Origin of the sequence: Devosia sp. BK (assembly GCF_032907385.1) — a bacterium.
Taxonomy (GTDB): domain Bacteria; phylum Pseudomonadota; class Alphaproteobacteria; order Rhizobiales; family Devosiaceae; genus Devosia.
In genome coordinates, this window is sequence record NZ_JAIMBX010000001.1 from 1,140,320 (window position 1) to 1,162,505 (window position 22,186).

Genomic DNA, 22,186 nt, shown 5'->3' on the forward strand with positions numbered 1-22,186 from the left:
TGCTCAGCAGCAAATTCAGAAATTAGCGAATTGGGGCGCAATCGACTGCGCCAATGCCGCTGCACTGTCGCGGTCTTCCGGCCGTGCGATCGAGGCCGCCCGGTTCAACAGTTCATCGACCTGGGCCTGATCGACAGTGCCCAGGCAGCGCTCGTGCGAGATATTGAGCCACATCAGCCCTTCGATGGGTTGGGCTTCGATCCCGTCCATGCCGTTGAAGAGCATGTCACCCAGTCGCGCCTGGGCGAGGCAGTGACCCTTGCGGGCCGCTAGGGAAAACCAACGAGCACTCTGGAGCGGATTGACGCCAAAGCCCTCGTCCTGAAGGTAAAGCAGGCCGACGCGGTACTGCGCATCGGCGTCACCGAAATAAGTCGCAGCATGCAAAAGCAGCGCATGTGAACGTTCGATGTCGGCGGGAATGCCGGCATCGGGCAGACCCTGACGATAATAGTCGCCCATTTTCACGAAGGACTGCGCCACAATATCGGACTCGACGCCACGTGGAGCGGCATCCGCATGCTGATTGGCGATCTGGGCAAAATAGCCAAAAGCCTTGACCGGATCCTTGGCGACGCCTTCGCCATTTTCATACATGGTCCCAAGCTGCCACATGGCCATGGGCTGACCGGCTTCGGCGGCATCTTCAAGCGCCGAGAGATAGGCATCGCCAGACACACCGCCCCCTGCCCCGTCCAGCATATTGGCGAGGTCGAGCGCCGCGTCGGCAGCAGTTTGAGCCTGAGCGGGAATGGCCAGCGCCAGAACGGAGAGCGCAAGACCGGTGACCGCGGATGCCAGATGGAACGCCGGCGATTTCCGCATTTTACTCCTTTTGCGCGCCAGTAGGCGCGCGTCTGCTATTTCAGGCAGCGGCAATGCCGCGCCTGGCAAAGAGCTTGAACCGCAAGCCCGACGGTGAAAAGCAATGTATGAAGGATTGGTAAATCCGCATTGCGGCAGCATTTGAGCGAACGTGTTCACGGAGTCGAACATGCCACCGAATAGTTCGGCTTCTTGTTCTCCAGCACGCTTGTCATTCGTCAATGCACGCACGTCTTCACCATCTAGGCGGATCACGCCACTAGCAGCGCTTCGGGAACGATCAGGCAGACTTGAAGGCGCGAAAAAGCACCTCCACCAAAATCTGCCACACCCGCCCCCGAATGCTTGAGCACCCCGTTTAAGCTGACAATGTGGCAGGAAATATCGCCAATTTATTGATGGCGTGGCGTGATGGCGTGAATCAAAACCGTTGTTGCGATTTCGTCACACAGAGATCAGAGCCAGCGGCGTTTGCGCATCCAGACGACGATCGCGATCGAGAAGCAGATCAGTCCGCCGCACACATACCAGAACGCTTCCGGATCATTAGCCATCGGAATGCCGCTGACATTCATGCCCAGCACACCGGTGACGAGCGTCAGTGGCATGAAGACGACGGTGACCGCTGCAAGAATTAGCATGGTACGGTTCATCTGCTCTGCCCGCGCATCGATGATCTGCTCATGGACCAGCACGGCGCGCTCAGACATAGCCTGCAACTCATCGCCCAGACGGGCTGAACGTGCAGAAGCCTCGCGGAGGCGCAGCCGGTCTCTTGCTGAGAAGAAGCTCAGGTCTTCGATTTCAAGCGTGTTCAACGTATCGCGGAGGGGCCAGACCATGCGACGGAAGCTGATCATCGTGCGCCGCAGGTGGCTCAACCGCGATTGCGCCGTCGAGGTGTTCTCGATGATCAGCGATTCCTCGATACTATCCAGCCTATCGCCGAGCATCTCGACCAGGGGCTCTAACCGGTCCGCGGCCCTCAGCCCGAGCCGGGCGACGAGATCGGCAGGCGACACAGGCGCATGGTGCGAGCTCTCCCATTTCGGCAGGCCAAGGAAGTCCGCGACATTCAATTCGGACGCGATCGTCACGCGGCCCTTTTCGATCAGCAGCGACATCAATTGTCGCCCCATATCATCTGGCTCGGCGCCTGGGCGTGCGACGCGGATCACCACGAGTGCCTTATCGCCCACAACCGTGCAGCGAGCCCGTGTGCTTGGCGCCGACAGCAGATCGGCATGAAAGTCGCCGAGTTCGCCCTTCATCCACACACGGAATTCGGGCGCCCGTGAATTACCCGCGATCAGCACGAAGCCGCGCAGTGGCGCTTTCGGCAGATCTTCTTCCGACGTGTGACGCCTGACGCCGCCCTTGCCATCGAAAATCAGCACCGTCCCTGCGCCCAACAATCCGGCTGTTGTGGCCATGGGAGCCGGGGACGGCGCTTCATCTGTCATGATGGCCTCAGCTCAGACGCTTCAGCGCTTCGAGGATGCGAGTACGGCGGTCGACCGCTGCCTCGCGACGGGCCTTCTGCTCTTCGATCACCTCTTCGGGCGCCTTGGCGACGAACTGCTCGTTCCCGAGCTTTTTGTCGACGCCGGTGATTTCGCCGTCGAGTTTGGTGACTTCCTTCTCAAGGCGCGTTTTTTCAGCCCCGATGTCGATAACGCCAGCAAGCGGCAGCGCGAAGGTCGCCTCGCCCACTACGAACTGCGCTGACTCGCCCGGAACATCGTTCTGTGGCGAAATCTCTTCGAGACGGGCCAGTCGCGTGATCAGCGACGTGCTAGCCACGAGCCGGCCCAGCGTTGCTTCCTTGGCGCCGCTGACGACAAGCTGCAGCTTGGCGCTCGCCGGCACGTTCATTTCTGCGCGTACCGAACGGACATTTGAAATGACCTCAATAAGCCAGGCGAGATCTTCATCGGCCGCAGCATCTTCGAGACCCTCATAAGCTGGCCATTCGGTCAGGATAAGCAGATTCTCCCGCGGCGTGCCAAACTTGCCCGTTTCTGCCCAGAGCTCCTCGGTGACGAAGGGCATCATCGGGTGAAGCATGATCAGGATCTGATCAAGCGCCCAAGCGGCGGACGCGCGTGTTTCTGCCTTGGCCGCCTCGTCCTCGCCGTTGAACACGGGCTTGGCGAATTCGACATACCAATCGCAAAACGTGCCCCAGACAAAATCATAAGCCGAGTTCGCTGCTTCGTTGAACTTGTAGTCCTCGATGCCAGCGCGAACTGTCGCAAGAGCACGAACCGTAGCGCCGACTATCCAGCGATTGAGCGGAAGCGTGTTTGCCTTGGGATCATAGCCCTCGACGCGGCGGCACTCATTCATCTCAAGGAAGCGCGCCGCATTCCAGAGCTTGGTCACGAAATTGCGGTAACCCTCAACCCGGCTGATAGCAAGCTTGAGGTCACGCCCCTGCGCGGCCATGGCAGCGAGCGTGAAGCGCGTGGCGTCAGCACCATATTCGTCAACGAGCTTGAGAGGATCGATGACGTTCCCCTTGGTCTTGCTCATCTTCTGGCCCTTCTCGTCGCGGACCAAGGCATGCATGTAGACGGTGTGGAACGGCTCTTCGTCGAGGAATTCAAGGCCCATCATCATCATGCGGGCCACCCAGAAGAAGATGATGTCAAAGCCGGTGACGAGCACATCCGTCGGATAATAGCGCTTGAGCTCGGCCGTTTCGTCCGGCCAGCCGAGCGTCGAAAACGGCCAGAGCGCGGAGGAGAACCAGGTGTCGAGCACGTCTGGATCGCGGGTCAGTTCGACCGGCTTGCCATAGTGCTTTTCGGCAGCCGCTTTGGCTTCCTCTTCGCTAGAAGCGACGAAGGCTTCATTGTCAGGGCCATACCAGGCTGGGATCTGGTGACCCCACCAAAGCTGGCGCGAAATGCACCAAGGCTTGATGTTTTCGAGCCAGGCAAAATAGGTGTTTTCGTATTGCTGCGGCACAAATTTGGTGCGGCCTTCGCGCACCGACGCAAGTGCCGGCTGGGCCAGCACATCAGCCTTGACCCACCACTGGTCCGTCAGGAACGGCTCGATGACGACGAGTTTGCTCTTCTCGTCATGCGGCACCATTATCTTCTTGTCTTCGATATGGTCGAGCCCGCGGATCGGGTTGTCTTCAGCCAAAGCCGCAAGATCGGCCACAATGGCTTTACGCGCATCGAAACGGTCCATGCCGCGATATTTTGCCGGCACGATGTCATCTTCGACAATAGCGCCACGCGTCGTAAAGACGTTGATCGGCTCGACTCCGGCGCGCACACCAACTTCGAAGTCGTTGAAGTCATGCGCCGGCGTGATTTTTACAGCACCCGTGCCGAGCGTGGGATCGGCATATTCATCGGCAACGACAGGAATTCGGCGGCCAACTAGTGGCAGTTCGATGAACTTGCCGATCAATCCCTGATAGCGCTCGTCTTCCGGATGCACTGCTACGGCAACGTCGCCGAGCATGGTTTCCGGCCGGGTCGTCGCAACGATAATATAGTCGCGCGTTTCTTCGCCAGTGACGTTGCCCTCTTCGTCCTTGATCGGGAACTGGTAGGTTACCCCATCGGCCAGCGGATAGCGCAGGTGCCACATATGGCCCTTGATTTCGATATTTTCGACTTCAAGATCCGAGATTGCAGTCTCGAGGCCCGGATGCCAGTTCACCAGCCGTTTGGCCCGGTAGATCAGACCGCGCTTATGTAGCTCAACGAATACTTTGGTGACGGCGCGAACCATCTGGTCATCTGCCGCACCATTTTCACCCATGGTGAAGCGTTCACGCGAAAAATCAGCCGAAGCGCCAAGGCGCTTGAGCTGGTTCATGATCGTGCCGCCGCTCTCGCCCTTCCACTCCCAAACGCGCTCGATGAACTTCTCGCGTCCCATGTCGCGACGGCTCATCTGCTTTTCAGCGAGCTGGCGCTCGACGATCATCTGGGTGGCGATGCCGGCATGGTCCGTGCCTGGCTGCCAGAGCACGTCCTTTTTCAGCATGCGATTGAAGCGAACCAGAATATCCTGGATCGTGTTGTTGAGCGCGTGTCCGATATGGAGCGAGCCGGTGACATTGGGCGGCGGAATAACGATCGTGAACGTTTCCGCGCCTGGCTTGGCCCCTGCTCCTGCCGCAAATGCCTTTGCGTCCAGCCAGGCATCGTAAATGCGGCTTTCCACTGCGGCGGGCTCGTAGGTCTTTTCAAGCATAGGTCACTCACAACAGATAGACCCGCCAAGCTGAACATGGCGGGCCCCAAAAGGGTTGGAAACTTCAAGCAAAAGCGCGTCCCAGGGTCAACTGCGCGATTGATTAAAAGCGCAGGTGAGGTCCGGTTCGATCAATCGCCGCGTGCAACGCGGGCGATTTCCTTTTCGACCATGCGCTCGACAACCGCCGGTAGATTTTCATCCAGCCATTCCTTGAGCATGGGGCGCAGCAATTCGCGCACCATAGCCTCGATGGTCAATCCACCATTGCCCAATGCTGGCGAAGCGATCGTGCCCAGGCCTGCCGCGCCAAGCTTGCCGATCGAACTGCGAACGGCGGCCTTGGTCGTGGTTTCAAGAAGGCCTTCGGCGATATCGGCGCTCAACTGGCGATCCGGCATTGGCGAAATGGAAGCGATCGACGGACGGGTATAGGCAGGAGCCTCAGCCGGCGTATCGATGATCGAGTGGTCTTCTTCATTGCTGACAGCAGAAAGCACGGAGGTGGCCTCAACTTCTGGTTCAGGTACAAATTCTGGTTCGGGCGCGAATTCTGGCTCTGGTGCGCGCTCTTCTTCGACGCCGAACGAGATCGGATCAAAGCTCGGCAGTTCGGCGACGTTTGAGTCAGGCTCATTCACGCTTGAAGCGCTATCGGCCGGGGAAAAGCTAATGTCATCGGGCACGACCAGTGCTGGCGCGCTTTCAGCAGTCTGTGCTTGAGCGTCAGCCAAAAGGGCTTCGAAGCCCATGTCGGCGCCAGCATCATCATTTTCCGCGACGATCTGTGCCGATGAAAGCTCGAGAGGTTCGCCATCGTCATCGCTCGGCACGCCGGAGAAGGACATGGCTTCCATCGGATCGGGCGCGATCTGCAGCGAAGGACGACGCGGAGCCGCACTGTCATCATCGTCGGCAATGATCTGCCGGATGGAAGACAGGATTTCATCCATGGATGGTTCTTTGGCAGCCGGCTTATTCATAAGTGCCTCTCAACTTACGCTCGACCCTCAAGAGAGACTTCCGCAAGCCGCCCCTCCGATTCGTTACGCATACCTTAACGCGTTATAGAAGAGGAAGGAATCACTAGGCTGCCAGTTCCGCGGTGATCCACAAAAAGTTGTGGCCGGGACCTGCCCGGCCACAAGAACTGGATTTTTCAGCAGTCACTCTGCGACGGTGCGGAGTTCCTGCCAAACGTCCTCGACGGACTGGGTATAGTTGACGGCAGACTTCACTTCGACCGGCAGGCCCAGATCTTGCGCCGTCAGACGGCCCATGGCCGAGAGCAGCGAGAAAGTCGCAATAACCTTCTGGGTCTGCGCGTTGATCAGGCTTTCCTTGGCGGTCGTCAGCTCGGCCTGGGAATTGAGCACATCGAGCGTTGTGCTGGTGCCGAGGTCGCGCTCCTGGATCGTGCCTTCGAGCACAGTGTTGCCGGCCTGCGAAGCAGCTTGCGCTGCCTGGATTTGCGCATCGGCGGCCTGGATGCCGGCCCAAGCCGAAATAACGGCCTCGCGAACCTGATCATAGGTCGACATCGCGTCGACTTCAGATTTGATCTGGTTGAGATTAGCCTTGCGAACACCTGCGCCGATTGCGCCGCCAGCATAGATCGGCACGGTCACCTGGAAGCCGAGCGAGCCACTGAAGCCATCGGTCGGTCCGCCATTGGTCCAGCGGCTGCCTACCTGGCCATTGATCGATGCCGTCGGCCCGAAGGCAGCTTCGGCGGCATCGCTGCCAGCCTGCGCTGCGCGGATGGCCGCCTTGGACATCATGATGGCCGGATGCCCAACCTCAGCTTCTGCAAGAGCAGCGTCGAGGCTCGAAGGGATCAAACGGGCAAAATTGTGCGACGAGTTGAGCTGCTGGGGACGTACGCCGACGAGACGCTGGAATGTCGCCTGGCTGACCTCAAGACTACTCTGGGCGGCGCGGTATGCAGCCTGCCCCTGGGCAAGGCGCGCCTGAGCCTGAGCCACGTCGATACGGGTGCCTTCACCCACATCGAGGCGGTCTTGCGACGACTGCGACTGCGCCTGGAAGAAGTTGATATTGTCCTGGCGCAAGGCGACGAGCTGTCGGCCGCTCAGCACGTCCATATAGGCCTGGACCACTGCAAGAAGCACGGTCTGCTCGGAATTGCGGATCTGATATTCCGAAAGTTCGGCCGCTGCGCGTGCCGCTTCGATCTCGGCTTCGGTCTGGAAATTGTCAAAGATCGTCTGGTTGTAGGAAACACCAGTCGTAATCTGGTTGCCCGTCGTAAACTGACCGCCCACGAGGCTCCAGCTATTGGACCCGGCAACAGACGCCCCAATCGTTGGCAGCTTGCCCGATTTGGCACGCACAATGTCTTCTGCCGAGGCCTTGGCAGCGAGCAAGGCTGACTGCAGGTCTGGCGCGTGATTGTAAGCTGCTGTCAGCGCATCGGTTATCGACTGCGCGCGAGCAGCGCCACTCGCACCCAAGGTCAGCAGAATAGCGACCGCGCCCGCTGTTACGAACTTTTTCACTTCAGGTACCCCGCCTTCGACCCAATTACCCATACGCGCGGCATTTCGGGTCTACAACCAACCATTGCCATGCAAACCATTTATTAACGCATGCTTCTTTTGCCGACGTGGCGGATTCGCAACATCGGGCGCGCTAGAACCTGAATTCGTCGTCGACGACGTCATTCCGCAGGCGCGGCATTGTCGCATCGAAGGCTGACGTAAACATTACGCCTCTGTCGCCTCTCGAATATGTGCCAACGACAGCAACGCCGCGCTTCAAGATTGGAGCGACAAGGCGACCATTCGGGGCAAGGAGTTTGAGCAGGTCGCCGCGCTCGCCGTCAAGGGCGCCTTCGACAATGATGGCGTCAAACTGGCCGGACGTGGCGAGTGCATCGTCGGTAGACACCAAAGAGACATTGCTGACGCCAAGCGTCTCAAGATTTTTTCGTGCCAACTCGCCCAATTGCTCGACATGCTCGGCTGCAACCACTTCGCGCGCCTGACGCGCCAGGATGGCTGCGGAATATCCGCTCGCCGTGCCGACATCGAGCACGCGGTCGGTCGGAGCGATCTTGGCAAGCTGCGCGATGCGCGCGAATTGCGAGGGGGACAACAGGAAGCGGCCATGCGCCAGTGGCTGGACGTCATCGACATAAGCGACTGGCCGACGATGTTCGGCGACGAACAACTCGCGCGGCAGTTCGGCCATAGCCGAAAGGATACCACGATCCATCACGCCACTCGCGCGGAGCTGGCTGTCGATCATTGCCATCCTGGCGCTTCGGTAGTCGTCCATTGGCACTTGCCCATAGTGTCATATGCCGGACGTGAATATCCACCCGCCAGCGAACTAGCAAGCTGAAGCCGAACGCGGTCAAGCGTTTCGGAGCAGTTCTGAACATGTTTGGATAATGGAGGCCGCGTCCGGAATCGAACCGGAGTGCACGGATTTGCAATCCGCTGCGTAACCACTCCGCCACGCGGCCTTCGTCGCAGTACCTATTTGACCTGTCGGGTCGATGCAACAGTATTGTCGCTATCCGACTTTTTTTCTCATGGAATTGGCAAACGGACTCTTCATGGGTTCAGCCCCCGCCCGAGCCCAGCATGACGTTGACGGCAGCCGCCAGCAGCACGGTGTTATAGAAGTGCGCGAACACCAGATGAGTCATCACCCGTTTGCGCATTTCATTGGTCGTGACCTTGGTGTCCGACGTTGCGACCGAAGTCCCGACCGTAAAAGAGAAATAGAGAAAGGCGATGCCATCAGGCTTTTCGTCACCGGGAAACTGAAGCCCGCCCTCGATGTCTGAGCCATTCTCGGTATCTGGCGCCTGATAATATTCATAGGCGTAGTGGAGGGCCCCCATCACCTGCACGGTGAACCAGCCAAGAACCACTGATCCCACGCTGGCGACGATCTCGGCCGCCTCAGGGCCGCCGTCCTGATTCAACGCAAGGAAGAGCGAAACGACTGAGGCGATGATAACGATGAGGACAATAAGAAGGAGGCCAAATCCAGGCGTATCCTCGTCTCGCGCGTGCTTCTGCAGGTAAGTTGCAGTCAAATGCGGTAACTTGATCAGCGTCAGCACCAGATAGGCCGCGAAGAAGCAATTGGCGCCAACGCTTACCGCGTATTTTGGAAAGAACAGCAGCGATATCGCCAAGCCGATGGCGCCAATCGCGAGGCCAAAATAGAATGGCGCATGGCGCGGCATAACCCGCGCCAAGGCGGCGCCGCGCAAGCCCTTATATTCCATCCCGTCCCCCTGCCCTCAATGCCGATCCTCGCGAGGCAACGCGATCAGCCGCGGATGGCTCCGGGCCCTAGCCGCGCACCAGGCGGTACAGTACCCATGATAATCATCCCCAGCACTTCGTCCTTGGTGACATCACTGGTGCGCGCCTCGCCAACCACCTGACCGTTTTTCATGACAACGACCCGGTCCGCCAGATCGAAGACGTCATGGATATCGTGGCTGATGAGAAAGATCCCGATGCCATCAGCCTTGAGTTGCTTGATGAGATCGCCAACCTGAGCCGTTTCCTGCGGGCCGAGCGAGGCCGTGGGTTCGTCCATGACGAGAATGCGCGCATTGAAAAGGATGGCGCGAGCGATGGCTACCGATTGGCGTTGCCCACCAGAAAGCGCCCGGACCGGCTCCTTGAACCGCTGAAAGTTGGGGTTAAGCCGGCCCATGACTTCCCGAGCGCGCGATTCCATTGCGGCGTCGTCGAGCGTCCCGAGCGACGTGACCATCTCGCGGCCCAAAAACAGATTGGCTGCAGCATCGACATTATCGGCCACCGCCAACTGCTGGTAGACCGTCTCGATTCCGTAGCCTTTGGCATCGCGGGGATTGTTGATGCTTGCCGGTTCGCCATTGATCCGGATCTCGCCGCCGTCACGCTTATAGGCGCCTGCAAGGATCTTGATCAGTGTCGATTTGCCCGCGCCATTGTGGCCCAAGAGGCTAACGACCTCTCCGCGGTGAAGTGTGATAGACGCATGGTCAACGGCCTTGATGCCGCCGAAGGCGATCGAAATATCCGTCATTTCGACCAGGGGTGCGCTTTTATCCAGCATAGTCTGCGCTCCTAGCGCTTATTCCGGCGGTAGAGCGTGTCGAGCCAGACCGCGAAGACCAGGACGACGCCGACCACGATGGATTGCAGCGGGCTATCGAGCCCCATCAGCACCATGCCGGATTGAAGAGATTGCATCACCACCGCACCAAGCATGGCGCCAGCGATGGTACCCACGCCGCCAGCTAGCGATGAGCCGCCGATGACGGCTGCGGCGATGACGTAAAGTTCGTCGAGCGTGCCTAGGGCATTGGTCGCAGCATTGAGACGCGCGCTCGAAATTGCTGCGGCGATGGCGCAAAGTCCGCCCATCAGCATGAAAATCTTGACCGTGACCCAGCGCGTATTGATGCCAGCCAGTTCCGCAGCTTCCGGGTTACCGCCCATGGCATAGACGTAGCGGCCAAAACGCGTGCGCCGGCTGAGGAACGTCATCGCCACACCGACGCCCACCGCGATCAGCACTGGCACGGCAATGCCATGGGAAATGAAGAGACCACCCTCCGGCACCGCCAGGCCGTTGGCGGCGGCATAATTCTCGGCAATCCGCACCGGCCAGGGATAGGCATTGGCGATCCAAACAGCCGCGATTGTCGTGCCGCATCCAAAGATGGCGATGGTCGCTTCGGCCCAAAGCGGCCGCTGCGGAAAGTTGAACCTCTGCCGCTGCTTCCTGTCGAAATAGATCGCCGTGAGGATGGCTAGACAGGCGACGACGCCAATGACCCAGCTCCAGGTCGCACCGATCGAGCCAGCGGGGCCACCGCCCATCAATTGGAAAGTTGGGTCAAGTGGCGCAACAGTGCGGCCCATGGTGACCCACCAGGCCGCGCCACGCCAAACCATGTAGCCGCCAAGGGTGACGATGAAAGCCGGCACACGCAGATACGCAATGATGGCACCCTGCAGCGCACCAATCCCTACGCCGACGACCAAACCGCCGAGCAGCGAAAGAATCCAGATCAGTGGATGGCCAAGGCCCAAGCCAAGCTGAACCGGCAGGAACTGCGTCTGCATCACGCCCATGACCATCCCGACGACGCCAAGAATGGAGCCCACGGAAAGATCGATATTGCGGGTGACTATGACCAGCACCATGCCGGTGACGATCACCGCGACGGAGGCCGTTTGGACCGACAAATTCCACAGGTTCCGGGGCGTCAGAAACAGGCCGCCCGAAAAGACATTGAACCCGATCCAGATGATCGCCAGCGCCCCGATCATACCGAGCAGACGCGTATCGACCTCGGTGGCGATCAGGAATCGCTGCAGTGGTTTTTGCGCAAAGCTGCTGGGATGAGCAGGCGTGAAAATGGCGTCTTGGTCAGCCATTCAGGTCTCCGGATCGCTGCGCGTCAAACCCATGTCGCCGGCGCGCGCGAAAAACTATCAAGGCGATCATTCTAACTGGTTCTCGCCTCAGTTACATGCGGCAACAGCGCCGGGCGTGACACCCTGACAAACCAGCGTCTTGGTGACCCAGCCTGCGTCGATGGCAAGCCCGAGGTTGTCCCGCGTGATCGGCACCGGCGTCAGCAACACCGCATTCATCTCGACGCCCTTGGGGCCATCGGAAAACTTTATCGCGCCCGGTACGGCATCAAGCGGCGTCCCCGAGCCGAGTTCGATCGCGATCTCCGCAGCTTTCTTGCCCAGTTCGCGAGAATCTTTCCACACCGAAACCGTTTGCGTCCCCAGCGCGATGCGATTGAGCGCGGCATGATCGCCATCCTGACCTGAAACCGGCACTGATCCCGCAAGACCTTGGGCTGCCAGCGCCGCAATTGCCCCGCCCGCAGTGCCATCGTTAGATGCGACGACGGCGTCGACCTCGTTATTATTGGCGGTCAGAAATTGCTCCATGTTCGACTGGGCATATTCGGGGTTCCAGTTGTCGGTATAGGCCTCACCGACATTTCGGATCGCCCCGGCATCGATCGCCGGTTGCAGGACTTCCATTTGACCTTGAAACAGAAAGTCAGCGTTGGGGTCGGTCGGATTGCCTTTGATGAAGACGTAATTGCCCTCAGGCTTTAGCTCGAACACGCCGCGAGCCTGCATGCGGCCGACTTCCTTGTTGTCGAAAGTCAGATAAAACGCGTCAGGGTTTTCGATCAGCCGGTCATAGCCGACGACCGGAATGCCTTCTGCGACAGCGGCGGCAACCGCAGGCCCGATCGCTTCGCTATCTTGGGCCAACACTATGATCGCATCGACTCCCTGGCTAATCAGGCTCTCGATGTCGGTCAATTGCTTGGACGCTGAGGACTGAGCGTCTGCCGCGATATAGGTGGCGCCAGCCTCTTCGAGTGCCGTCTTGATCGCAGCCTCGTCAGTCTTCCACCGCTCTTCCTGAAAATTATTCCAAGAAACGCCGATAACCACGCCGTCCTCAGCCCAAGCAGGGCTTGAAAGTGCAGCAGAAGTCAGCAAGACCACCGCGAGCTGCTTGTTCATCCAGGTCCTCCCTTGGGCATCAGGCCAGTAGCGCATCTCGACCTGCTGAATCCCTCGGGCCGACGGTGCGGCAAGGCTCTTTTGTTGCCCGAAAAACGACGTCGCATGGCAAAACTTGGCGTGTCAACGTCAAATTCGGGCCGTGAAAAAAATCGAGGTTGCGTCTATCGCTGGGCTTTGGTGTCTAAAGACGGAGTGAGGGAGACAACTGCTTGACGAGAACCGTCAGCGATAGTGACAGCGTCCGTCGGCAAAACCGTGGACTGGTTTTAAGCGCGCTGCGCATGCAGGGTGCGCAATCGCGCACGGCCCTCGCAAGCCTCACCGGTCTCAGCCACGCAAGTATGACCGCGATCATGTCCGATCTTCTGGTGCAGGGTCTCGTCAGCGAGGTCGCCGCTGATCGTGTGGATGGCCGCAGCCGCGGACGTCCAGCGACACTCGTGCACTTCGCCCGCGATGCCGCGCATCTCGCGCTTTTCGAAATCGACGTCAATCGCGCGCGGCTGTCGCTTATCGATTATGGCGGCGTCCTCGTCGACCGCATCGAAACCGCGCTGACTCCAGACACTTTTGCGTATCAAAAACCGACCGACTTTCTCTCGGAGCGCCTCACCGCGCTCCTGATCCGCACGCCTCAGGCCGCCCTCTCGTTGCGCCGAGTCGCCATCTCCGTCCAGGGTATCCTGCAGCGCGATGGACAGGGCCTCCGCTGGTCACCAATCCCGCGGCTTGCCGGCACCTCATTCGTGTCCGAGCTGTCCGAAAAACGCAACCTACCGGTTACACTTCATAAGCGCGGCGTTTTGCTCGCCGAGGGCGCTCGTTGGCTCGATCCAACTTTGTATGATGCCAGCGTCGCCACCGTGTTCATTGGCTCGACCGTCGCTATGGGCGTCACCTTTCGCGGCCAGATCATGGGGCGCGGCGATGAAGGGGCAACCGAATTCGGGCACATGAATCACCTGCCGAACGGCGCGCTCTGCCGCTGCGGCATGCGCGGCTGCATCGAGGCTTATGCCGCCGACTATGCCGTGCTGCGCACAGCTTTCTCGGTGCCCGAAACCGCGCCGCCTGCCGCCGCTGTCCCGGTACAGCAATATGAAATGCTGATGCAGCGGGCCGAAGCCGGAGATCGCGCGGCCAAGCACGCCTTCAACGTCGCTGGCCGCGCTGTCGGCTACGGCATCAGCCGTATGATGGCGATCTACGATCCCTCGCATATCCTGATCGTCGGACCCGGCGCCAGGGCGCTGGAACTGATGCGCGCAGAATTCGACCAAGCGATCGGCAATTCCCTAGTCGGCAAGATCAATGGCCTGCCCAAGATCATCGCCCACCGCGACGAAACCGAGCCGGTCTTCCGGGGCCTTCTTATGAAGACCCTCAATGACATCGATCAGCTCGATTTCGCCCCGCTGCCGAATTCCGAAAGGATCGGTCCGGCAGCCTAGATTTTCAGCCAGTCATGCAGCCGGTCGGCCAAGACTACCGGCTCTTCGGATCCGGCATCCAAGGTCAGGTCAGGATTGCGCGGTGCTTCGAACGGACTGTCGATGCCGGTGAAATTCTTGATCTCGCCGCGCCTTGCCTTGGCGTAGAGCCCCTTGGGATCGCGCGCCTCGGCCACTTCGAGCGGCGTACTGACAAAAACCTCGGTGAACCGAATATCGCCAGCGATCTCGCGGGCGAGTTGGCGTTCCTTCTCAAACGGCGAGATGAACGACACGAGGACGATCAGCCCGGCATCGGCCATGAGCTTGGCGACCTCGGCCACGCGGCGAATGTTTTCAACGCGGGCAGCTTCCGTGAAGCCAAGGTCCTTGTTGAGCCCATGGCGGACATTATCGCCATCAAGAATGTAGCAATGCCGTCCCTCTGCCGTCAGGCGCTTTTCAAGGAGATTCGCAATCGTCGATTTTCCCGACCCGGATAGCCCGGTGAACCAGACGATCTGCGGCTCCTGCCCCTTCATCGTGCCGCGCACGGCTCGGTTGACGTCAAAGGCTTGATAAGTGAGGTTCTGCGCCCGCCTCAGACCAAACTCGATCGTTCCCGCCGAAAGCGTGGCATTGGACAGCCGATCAATGAGGATGAAGCCACCGGTCAACGGATTGTCGGCGTAGGCATCAAACGCGATCGCCCGGTCGGTCGCGATGGTCACGGTGCCGACTTCGTTAAGCTCAAGCTTGTTCGCCGCAACATGCTCCAGCGTGTTCACGTTAGTGCGGAACTTGATGTCCGTTATGGTCGCGGGTACCGTTTGGGCACCGATCTTGAGGAGATAAGACCGTCCCTGGTAGGCTGGTTCGTCATTCATCCAAACGAGCTTGGCCTGAAACTGATTAGAGAATTCCGGCGTCGTCCCGGGATGCGACAATACATCCCCGCGCGACACGTCGATCTCGCGATCCAGCACCAAAGTCACGGCTTGCCCCGCTGCAGCGCTCGCCAGCGAACCGTCCATGGTGACAATGTCGGCGATCTTGGCCGGCTTGCGCGATGCGGCGACAAGCACATCGTCGCCAATCTTGACCGTCCCAGCAGCGACTGTCCCCGAGAACCCCCGGAAGTCGAGGTTCGGACGGTTCACCCACTGCACCGAGAAGCGGAACGGCTGATCCGCTTTGTCCTGCGCCACTTCGATGGTTTCGAGATGAGGCACAAGCGGTTCGCCGGCGAACCAAGGCGTCCGCTCGCTTTTCGATAGGATATTGTCGCCACGCAGCGCGGAAACCGGCACCGCCGCAAGCGTCTGAAAACCTAGATCCCGGGCAAACTCCCGGTAGTCGGCCTCGATTTTATCAAAAACGGCCTGGTCGTACCCGACCAAGTCGATCTTATTCACGACCAAGACCACATGCTTTACGCCGACGAGCGAAAGGATGAAGCTGTGGCGCCGGGTCTGGGTCAGTAGGCCCTTGCGAGCATCGACGAGTAGGAGCGCGAGGTCGGCATTGGAAGCGCCCGTCGCCATGTTTCGCGTGTACTGCTCATGGCCCGGCGTATCGGCAACGATGAACTTGCGCTTGTCGGTTGAGAAAAACCGATAGGCAACGTCGATGGTAATGCCCTGCTCCCGCTCAGCCGCCAGCCCGTCGACCAGCAGCGAAAAGTCGATGCCCTCGTCGCCCACCGTGCGATTATGGCTCTCCTTCTTGAGGCTCGCCAATTGGTCATCCAGGATCAGCTGGCTGTCATAGAGCAAACGGCCGATGAGCGTTGATTTACCGTCGTCGACGCTTCCGCAGGTGAGAAAGCGTAGCAGCGATTTGTCGGTCTGCTCGGCAAGCCAGATATCGAGTGCGTTGGTGGGTGCGGGCATGGCCAAACTCATCTCAGAAATAGCCTTCCTGCTTTTTCTTTTCCATCGAGCCGACGGAATCGCTGTCGATCAAACGGCCCTCGCGCTCGGAGGTCCGGCTGGCCTGCATTTCCATGATGATGGAGGGAAGGTCGGCGGCATCGGAGCGGATCGCTCCGGTCAATGGGTAGCAACCAAGCGTCCGGAACCGGACGGTCTCCATGCGCGGCCTCTCGCCGGGCTCGAGCGGCAGCCGCTCGTCGTCCACCATGATCAGCGTCCCGGAGCGCTCGACTACTGGCCGGGGCTTGGCGAAATAGAGCGGCACGATGGGGATCTGCTCGGCGTAGATATAGGTCCAGACGTCGAGCTCGGTCCAATTCGAGATCGGGAACACGCGCATACTTTCGCCGGGGTTTAGACGAGTATTGAACGTGCGCCAGAGCTCTGGTCGCTGGTTCTTTGGGTCCCAGGCATGGTTGGCATTGCGATGCGAAAAGACACGCTCCTTGGCGCGGGACTTTTCCTCGTCGCGCCGTGCGCCACCAATCGCCGCGTCATATTTGCCAGCATTCAGCGCCTGACGCAGCGCCACCGTCTTCATAATGTCGGTGTAGCGAGATGAGCCATGGTCAAACGGATTGATGCCGTCGCGCACGCCCTCTTGGTTTGTGTGACGGATCAGATCGAAGCCGTACTCTTTCGCGGTCTGCTCGCGAAACGCGATCATTTCTTTGAACTTGAACGTCGTATCGACATGGAGCAGCGGAAACGGAATCTTGCTCGGATAGAAAGCCTTGCGCGCCAGATGCAGCAGAACGCTCGAGTCCTTGCCGATCGAATACATCATCACCGGACGTTCAAAACTCGCCGCGACCTCGCGCAGGATTTCGATGCTTTCCGCTTCCAGCGATTGCAGATGGGTCAGGCGGCTGTGGGTCACGTTCGTTCCAGACTGGACAGATTTTGCCGGGCTTTAGCTTCGTAATTACGTTTGAAACATAGGCTGCATCAAGGCCAAAAGTCCCGCAAAACCAGTGGTTTCAGGCACCTCGGGCAATTTTGTGCACGTTGAGCCGAAAGTCAGACAAACCACTTCAATTCTGCCGGACTGACGCCCAACCTTTGGCGCACCACCGATAAGACGCGGAAAAATAATTCTCTCGGCTTTTCTTCCCGTTAGTAGGAGGAACCATGGTTGGTGGGATGGATTGCGTTTCTCATGGAGGATCTTTTCATGAGCAAAGACAAATCTACTCCCGCTCCGCTTGAGACCGAAGACGGCGAACAGATGGACGACAACGTCAACGATGTTGGCCAAAAGTCGGGGGACAAAAAGCTTGAACAGCCGGTGGACAAAAACGGAAAGACGTCCGGCGGCAAAACGAAGACCTGAATTGCGCTTGGAATCCCTTGCGAGCCCCCTGCCCCAATGCTAAACGGCCAGCAGCGTGCCGGTATAGCTCAGTTGGTAGAGCACCTGATTTGTAATCAGGGGGTCGCGGGTTCGAACCCTGCTGCCGGCACCAGTTCAACCGCGACATTGGCGGTAACCTGGCAGAGCTAAACGCTCGGCCCGTTTAAGGTGTCAATGTGAGCGGTTTGGCCAAGCCTCGCGTATCAGTCGTGACCAACGAAACGGCCGGAGCCGATGCCGCGGCTGCTGGTCTGCGTAAGATTTTAGGCGATGTGAGCATTGAGGAAGCAGATTATGTCGTCGCCCTAGGCGGCGATGGTTTGATGCTTCAAACTCTTCACTTGGCCATGAAGCAAGGCACGCCAGTTTATGGCATGAACTTCGGTTCTGTTGGCTTCATGATGAATGATTTTTCGTCAGCCGATATCATCGAGCGGCTCGAATCTGCTCAGCGCACCAAAATCTATCCCCTCTCGATGGACGTGCTCGATGCCTCTGGGCAAAGTCGCACGGCATTGGCGCTGAACGAGGTGTCGCTGTTTCGGTCGACCCACCAGGCGGCAAAGATCCAGATCTCGGTGGATGACGAAATCCGGCTGGATGAGCTGATTTGCGACGGCATACTTTTGTCTACGCCGGCGGGCTCAACGGCCTACAATCTTTCCGCTCATGGCCCAATCCTGCCGATCGAGGCGCCATTGTTGGCTCTGACGCCGATTTCTCCTTTCCGTCCGCGTCGTTGGCGTGGGGCAATCCTGAGTAACGCGGCCCGCGTGCGCTTTGTGCTGCGGGAGGCCGACAAGCGTCCGGTGAGCGCTGTCGCGGACAACATTGAGATCAAGAACGTGCGCGAGGTCACCGTGCACGAAGACCGCTCACATGCTGTCACGCTGCTTTTCGATCCAGGAAAGAGCCTGGAAGAGCGCGTTCTAAGCGAACAATTCAAGTTTTAGGTCAGGCGGCAGGTAGCTGCAAAGGCAGGCTATTGTCGCTTGGTGGGACAAGCATCGGCAAATGCGTCGTGGCTGCGAACACGCGCATTACGCCACGAGCAGCCTTGCGCGCCAGAGCGATGTTCTGCTCGCTCAGATAAGCAAAGGTCTCTTCAAGCTCTTCGGGAATGACGCCGTCATACTCTGCAATGAGCTCTTCGATGAGCGCGGTAACAACAAAGTGCCGCGCTGCTGTATCGTCTGCAAGATCGGCAGTACGGGCATGGAGGACGAGTTGAACCAGCACCTTGCGGAGAGCCGTCGAAACATCAGCGCGCAGCAGTAGAGCGGACAGGGCAGATCGGCTGCCACCTTCGAGCAATGTGAAGACCTTTTCGCGTGTTGCCCCGGACAGTTCGGCAATACAGGACGCGAAGAACATCACGTGGCCCGTGACCAAAGCGTGCAGAAGAATGCGGGCATTCAGTTGGCTTGAGCCCACAAGTGTTTGAACAAACTCGCGTTTACGAAGATAGGCTTCCGCTTCGCCAATGGCTGAAAGTGCCGTGTCCGAGCCGTTGCGCAGTAAGCGTTCGAGCCGCTCAGGCGCCAATGCGCCAGCGACAAGTCGGGTCTCGCGGAGTGCTTCCGTAACGCGCTGCACAAGAATAAGCCGAGCAGGACCGGGAAGGTCCGGGCGGGCAAGAAGCGCGCCCCGCACCTTTGCATCCATCCCATGAGCCGCGGCAAGCCGCACCAGCAGAGATGCGTCTAGTGAAATATCGGTCCGTCGGAGCATGTGGAGGACAAGACCTGGCTCGTCGCGCTCTATGAGGAGTGTCGCGACGCGGCTCGAAAGTTGGGCGCGCTGGGCCACCGACAGCCAGATTGCAGCGTCCCCCTTGCGGATGGCATTGAACAGATCTGCGTCGATAAGTATCGGCGAGTACTGAAGAATCGCGCGTGAGATGATGGGACTGTCCTGCAGCAGCGCCATCATGATCGGGCGTGGCGCCTGCTCTGAATGCAGCAGCCCATAGGCCAAGGCGGCGCGGACTTTTACCGATGGGTCATCGAGGAAATTGATGAGAGACGCATAGAGCGCAGCATGCTCGTCCGCAGGGCCGTCGTGGTCGAGAAACGCAAGCGCCGCCAGGTGTGCAGCGTGTCCGCGCTCGTCGCTATCGTGGGACCGGGACAGCCGGACAAACTCGCTATACTCGATCATTACTCTCTCCGCACCGCAGCGGAGAAAAGACTATCGCGGAGTATTTAAGGAAGCGTTCACCATAACTTATCCACGGAGCTTAGCGGGCGTAAAGCTGGGTGAAAAACGCCGAGCCGCCGGCTTCTGATGGGGCTACGGGCACATCGGGGACGGTCTTGAAGAGTCCGGTGAAGGACATGTTGTCGGTCGAGAATCGAGACGGGACGACTGGGAGCGGAGGTGGAGCTGCGGTTGATTGGCCGGCCATCTGCTGGGCGGAAAACGCGGCATTCGTGCCGTTTTCGTGCTTGGCAACGAGGACGCGATAGACTTCCCGAATCGTGCGTGGCTGGCCGTTGCTATAGAAGATTGTCTGGTTGGCATCAGCCTGGCGGGGGAAGAGATTGACCGCCAACTGGTCGGGGTCCTGCAGGCCGGCGCGGAACATGCGCTCGGCGCCTTCAGCCCCCAGAAAGTGGGCGATGTAGAGCTCCCCGGCGCTTGGATTGCGGCCGAACTGGTTCTTCAAATATTCGCCGTTCCGTCGCGTAAAGGCGGCGGCGAGATCAGCGGAGATTTGCGGATCCTCGCGCAGTTTAAGGATTGCGGCTTTGGTCTGGGGATCGGCGATGGTGTAGGTGCCGTCGCTCCTGCGCTGGATCTGGTCGGCATATTGGCCATAGCCGAGCGCCGGGCCCTGTTCCTTCATGGTTTGAAGCCATGTGCTTTCAAGGAACTGGAAGAGGCCCGTGGCCGAAGAGGTCGATGCCTTGGCGCTCGGATTGAGGCTGCTTTCTCGAATCGCGGTCTGCAGCAAATAGGAGAAATCCACGCCCGTACGATTGCCGGCCGCAGTAAGTGCGGAGGCAACATTTTGCGGTACGGAGACGGACTGGACGCCCATGAACTGCCTGAGTGCGAGCCGATATTCCGTTAAGGAATGCCTTACTATGGCTAACAGTCCGTTAACATTGACGGCGAGTTAACGCCATTCGGTGACGACTTGCGACAAATCGGGACGCGGGCGGTCTTCGATGGCCGTCGTCGGGGTGCCGATATGGACGAAGCCGACAAACTGCTCCCCATCCTTCGCGCCCAACATCGCGGCAGCGTCCTTGTCGAAGGTGTACCAGCGGGTGATCCAGGTCGCGGCATAGCCAAGCGCGTAGGCACCGTGAATAAGGTTGAACGCGACATTGGCGGCCGAGAGCAATTGCTCAAATTCGGGCACCTTTACGTGCGGCTTGGCCGTCGAGATGACGCCGACGACAAGCGGGGCCGGCAGGAACTGGCGGCGCTCTGCATCAAGGCTGGCTTCGTCGAGTTCCGGGCGCTTGCGCTTGGCGATCTCGGCGAGCTTCTCGCCAGCAGCAGCACGAGCGTCACCCGAGATCAGGACGAGACGCCACGGGGCAAGCTTGCCATGATCCGGGACGCGGGTCGCGATGGTGAGGAGCGTATTGAGCTCGTCGCCGGTCGGCGCGGGTTCGGCGAGGAAGGCCTGGCCGACGGAGCGGCGGGTGAGGAGATAATCGCGGAGGGCAGGATTGGCGGGCATGATGAACCTTGGGGATCGGGTGACGGGCCTGTAAAATTGCTTTGAGCCTTTCCCGTGGCGGTTTTCAAGCCGCGCCGTCTGTGACACAGCTTAACCCCAATCGCGCACCATATTTATGAGAGTCGGTCAGCGCCCGACCGCATCCATGGCCCGAACCACATGCTGCCTGCTTTTCGCCTGATCGCCTGCGCCTTTCTCGGCTTTACCAGCCTGTCACTGAGCGCGGCGCCTACAGTCATCGCGCAAGACAGTGTCGAGATCCCGCCCCTGCCCCGGCCGCGGCCTGATCCGGACTCCCTGCCCAGTGCGCCTGCTCCTGCGGCGGATGGCGCCAATAGCGCTGCCGATGCCATTTCAGCAATCACGGATGCGCCGCAATCGGTGACCCTGACGGCGCGCATCACGCAGGAAGGCGCAGCCGTGCCCGAGGGCGTGATCTGGCGGGTCTATGACAGTGTGCCTGACGCGCAGGGCAATATGACGTTGGTGGCAAAATCGGAGCAGGCGACGGCCAAACTCGATCTGCCGCCGGGGGAATATGTGGTGCATGCCGCCTATGGCCGCGCGCAGCTTAGCGAATCGCTGTCGGTCGTGCCTGGCAACAATGAGAAGGTGATCGATCTCGAGGCCGGAGCGCTGAGGCTCAACTCCGCCGTGACGGGCGACATTCCTATTCCGCCGACCGAATTGAAATTCGACATCTTTACCGCTGGCGACGAAGCGAGCCGCGTGTTGATTGCCGAAGGCTTGCCGCCCAACGATATCGTCACGCTCAACGCTGGGACCTATCACATCGTCTCCCATTTCGGGGACATCAACGCCGTGGTGCGCGCTGACTTGCGCGTCGAAGCCGGCGAGTTGACCGACGCAACGCTCTATCATCACGCCAGCGAAGTCTCGTTCAAGCTCGTCTCTGAAGAAGGCGGCGAGGCCATTGCCGACGTCGAGTGGACTGTGAACACGGCCGATGGCGCGACGGTGTTTACCGACCGCGGCGCATTTCCGAGCACGGTGCTGGCGGAAGGCGACTATGTCGTTTTGGCCAAGCAGGGCGAGAAGGTCTACAATCGCGATGTGCAGGTGGTTTCAGGCGGTTCGCGCGAGATCGAAGTTTTGACGAGCGTCTATCAGGGCGGTTAGCCCCGATAGACCGATGCGTTCGCGACGCT

At 59.5% G+C, this 22,186-nt stretch carries 18 protein-coding genes, 2 tRNA genes and 1 pseudogene; 5 read left to right on the forward strand and 16 right to left on the reverse strand.

Annotation, left to right across the window (positions count from 1 at the left end):
• Positions 1-15: 15 nt before the first annotated feature.
• The 11 genes from DevBK_RS05550 to xylF all read right to left on the reverse strand — a co-directional run bounded on the left by DevBK_RS05550 (position 16) and on the right by xylF (position 12,599).
• On the reverse strand, positions 16-825 hold the full coding sequence (locus tag DevBK_RS05550; RefSeq protein WP_317184743.1) for a tetratricopeptide repeat protein: 810 nt from the start codon (positions 823-825) through the stop codon (positions 16-18).
• A 455-nt stretch (positions 826-1,280) separates the two neighbouring features.
• Positions 1,281-2,288, reverse strand: a complete 1,008-nt coding sequence (locus tag DevBK_RS05555) for a CorA family divalent cation transporter (RefSeq protein ID WP_317184744.1) — start codon at positions 2,286-2,288, stop codon at positions 1,281-1,283.
• 7 nt (positions 2,289-2,295) lie between these two features.
• Positions 2,296-5,049 carry a valine--tRNA ligase gene (locus DevBK_RS05560; RefSeq protein WP_317184745.1) on the reverse strand — a complete coding sequence of 918 codons (2,754 nt, stop codon included), beginning with the start codon at positions 5,047-5,049 and terminating at the stop codon, positions 2,296-2,298.
• Positions 5,050-5,180: 131 nt separating this feature from the next.
• Entirely contained in the window at positions 5,181-6,032 is an 852-nt protein-coding gene (locus tag DevBK_RS05565; RefSeq protein ID WP_317184746.1) for a DUF2497 domain-containing protein, read from the reverse strand.
• 183 nt (positions 6,033-6,215) lie between these two features.
• On the reverse strand, positions 6,216-7,568 hold the full coding sequence (locus DevBK_RS05570) for a TolC family outer membrane protein (RefSeq protein ID WP_317184747.1): 1,353 nt from the start codon (positions 7,566-7,568) through the stop codon (positions 6,216-6,218).
• A gap of 133 nt (positions 7,569-7,701) precedes the next feature.
• The gene (locus DevBK_RS05575; RefSeq protein ID WP_317184748.1) at positions 7,702-8,325 is read right to left on the reverse strand and encodes a protein-L-isoaspartate O-methyltransferase; all 624 of its coding nucleotides are present in this window, start codon (positions 8,323-8,325) and stop codon (positions 7,702-7,704) included.
• Positions 8,326-8,465: 140 nt separating this feature from the next.
• Positions 8,466-8,539, reverse strand: a tRNA-Cys gene (locus DevBK_RS05580).
• Positions 8,540-8,638: 99 nt separating this feature from the next.
• Positions 8,639-9,316, reverse strand: a complete 678-nt coding sequence (locus tag DevBK_RS05585; RefSeq protein ID WP_317184749.1) for a DUF1345 domain-containing protein — start codon at positions 9,314-9,316, stop codon at positions 8,639-8,641.
• Positions 9,317-9,360: 44 nt separating this feature from the next.
• The gene (locus DevBK_RS05590) at positions 9,361-10,143 is read right to left on the reverse strand and encodes an ATP-binding cassette domain-containing protein (RefSeq protein ID WP_317184750.1); all 783 of its coding nucleotides are present in this window, start codon (positions 10,141-10,143) and stop codon (positions 9,361-9,363) included.
• Between the two features lie 11 nt (positions 10,144-10,154).
• Positions 10,155-11,474 (reverse strand): sugar ABC transporter permease, encoded by a 1,320-nt coding sequence (locus tag DevBK_RS05595; protein ID WP_317184751.1) that lies wholly within the window; start codon positions 11,472-11,474, stop codon positions 10,155-10,157.
• An 87-nt stretch (positions 11,475-11,561) separates the two neighbouring features.
• Entirely contained in the window at positions 11,562-12,599 is a 1,038-nt protein-coding gene (xylF, locus tag DevBK_RS05600; protein WP_317184752.1) for a D-xylose ABC transporter substrate-binding protein, read from the reverse strand.
• Between the two features lie 212 nt (positions 12,600-12,811).
• Between xylF and DevBK_RS05605 the strand changes: the two genes are divergently transcribed.
• A complete protein-coding gene (locus DevBK_RS05605; RefSeq protein WP_317184753.1) occupies positions 12,812-14,053 on the forward strand; it encodes an ROK family transcriptional regulator in 1,242 nt (413 codons plus the stop codon).
• Here DevBK_RS05605 and cysN read toward each other — a convergent pair.
• Positions 14,050-15,924, reverse strand: coding sequence for a sulfate adenylyltransferase subunit CysN (gene cysN / locus DevBK_RS05610; RefSeq protein WP_317184754.1), 1,875 nt, complete (start codon positions 15,922-15,924; stop codon positions 14,050-14,052). The two genes, DevBK_RS05605 and cysN, sit on opposite strands and share 4 nt — an antisense overlap.
• A gap of 13 nt (positions 15,925-15,937) precedes the next feature.
• A pseudogene (gene cysD, locus DevBK_RS05615) lies at positions 15,938-16,852 on the reverse strand (sulfate adenylyltransferase subunit CysD); the annotation flags it as partial.
• Positions 16,853-17,140: 288 nt separating this feature from the next.
• Here cysD and DevBK_RS05620 point away from each other — a divergent pair.
• The 3 genes from DevBK_RS05620 to DevBK_RS05630 all read left to right on the forward strand — a co-directional run bounded on the left by DevBK_RS05620 (position 17,141) and on the right by DevBK_RS05630 (position 18,273).
• Positions 17,141-17,299: a hypothetical protein gene (locus DevBK_RS05620; protein WP_156463967.1), complete on the forward strand. Its 159-nt coding sequence runs from the start codon at positions 17,141-17,143 to the stop codon at positions 17,297-17,299.
• A gap of 57 nt (positions 17,300-17,356) precedes the next feature.
• Positions 17,357-17,432, forward strand: a tRNA-Thr gene (locus DevBK_RS05625).
• A 64-nt stretch (positions 17,433-17,496) separates the two neighbouring features.
• Entirely contained in the window at positions 17,497-18,273 is a 777-nt protein-coding gene (locus DevBK_RS05630) for an NAD kinase (protein ID WP_317184755.1), read from the forward strand.
• 1 nt (position 18,274) lies between these two features.
• Here DevBK_RS05630 and DevBK_RS05635 read toward each other — a convergent pair whose 3' ends face one another.
• The 3 genes from DevBK_RS05635 to DevBK_RS05645 all read right to left on the reverse strand — a co-directional run bounded on the left by DevBK_RS05635 (position 18,275) and on the right by DevBK_RS05645 (position 21,017).
• Positions 18,275-19,480, reverse strand: a complete 1,206-nt coding sequence (locus tag DevBK_RS05635) for a DUF2336 domain-containing protein (RefSeq protein ID WP_317184756.1) — start codon at positions 19,478-19,480, stop codon at positions 18,275-18,277.
• A 79-nt stretch (positions 19,481-19,559) separates the two neighbouring features.
• Entirely contained in the window at positions 19,560-20,363 is an 804-nt protein-coding gene (locus DevBK_RS05640; RefSeq protein WP_317184757.1) for a transglycosylase SLT domain-containing protein, read from the reverse strand.
• A gap of 78 nt (positions 20,364-20,441) precedes the next feature.
• The gene (locus DevBK_RS05645; RefSeq protein ID WP_061907405.1) at positions 20,442-21,017 is read right to left on the reverse strand and encodes a nitroreductase; all 576 of its coding nucleotides are present in this window, start codon (positions 21,015-21,017) and stop codon (positions 20,442-20,444) included.
• A gap of 159 nt (positions 21,018-21,176) precedes the next feature.
• Between DevBK_RS05645 and DevBK_RS05650 the strand changes: the two genes are divergently transcribed.
• The gene (locus DevBK_RS05650) at positions 21,177-22,157 is read left to right on the forward strand and encodes a hypothetical protein (RefSeq protein WP_317184758.1); all 981 of its coding nucleotides are present in this window, start codon (positions 21,177-21,179) and stop codon (positions 22,155-22,157) included.
• The last annotated feature ends 29 nt before the right edge of the window (positions 22,158-22,186 follow it).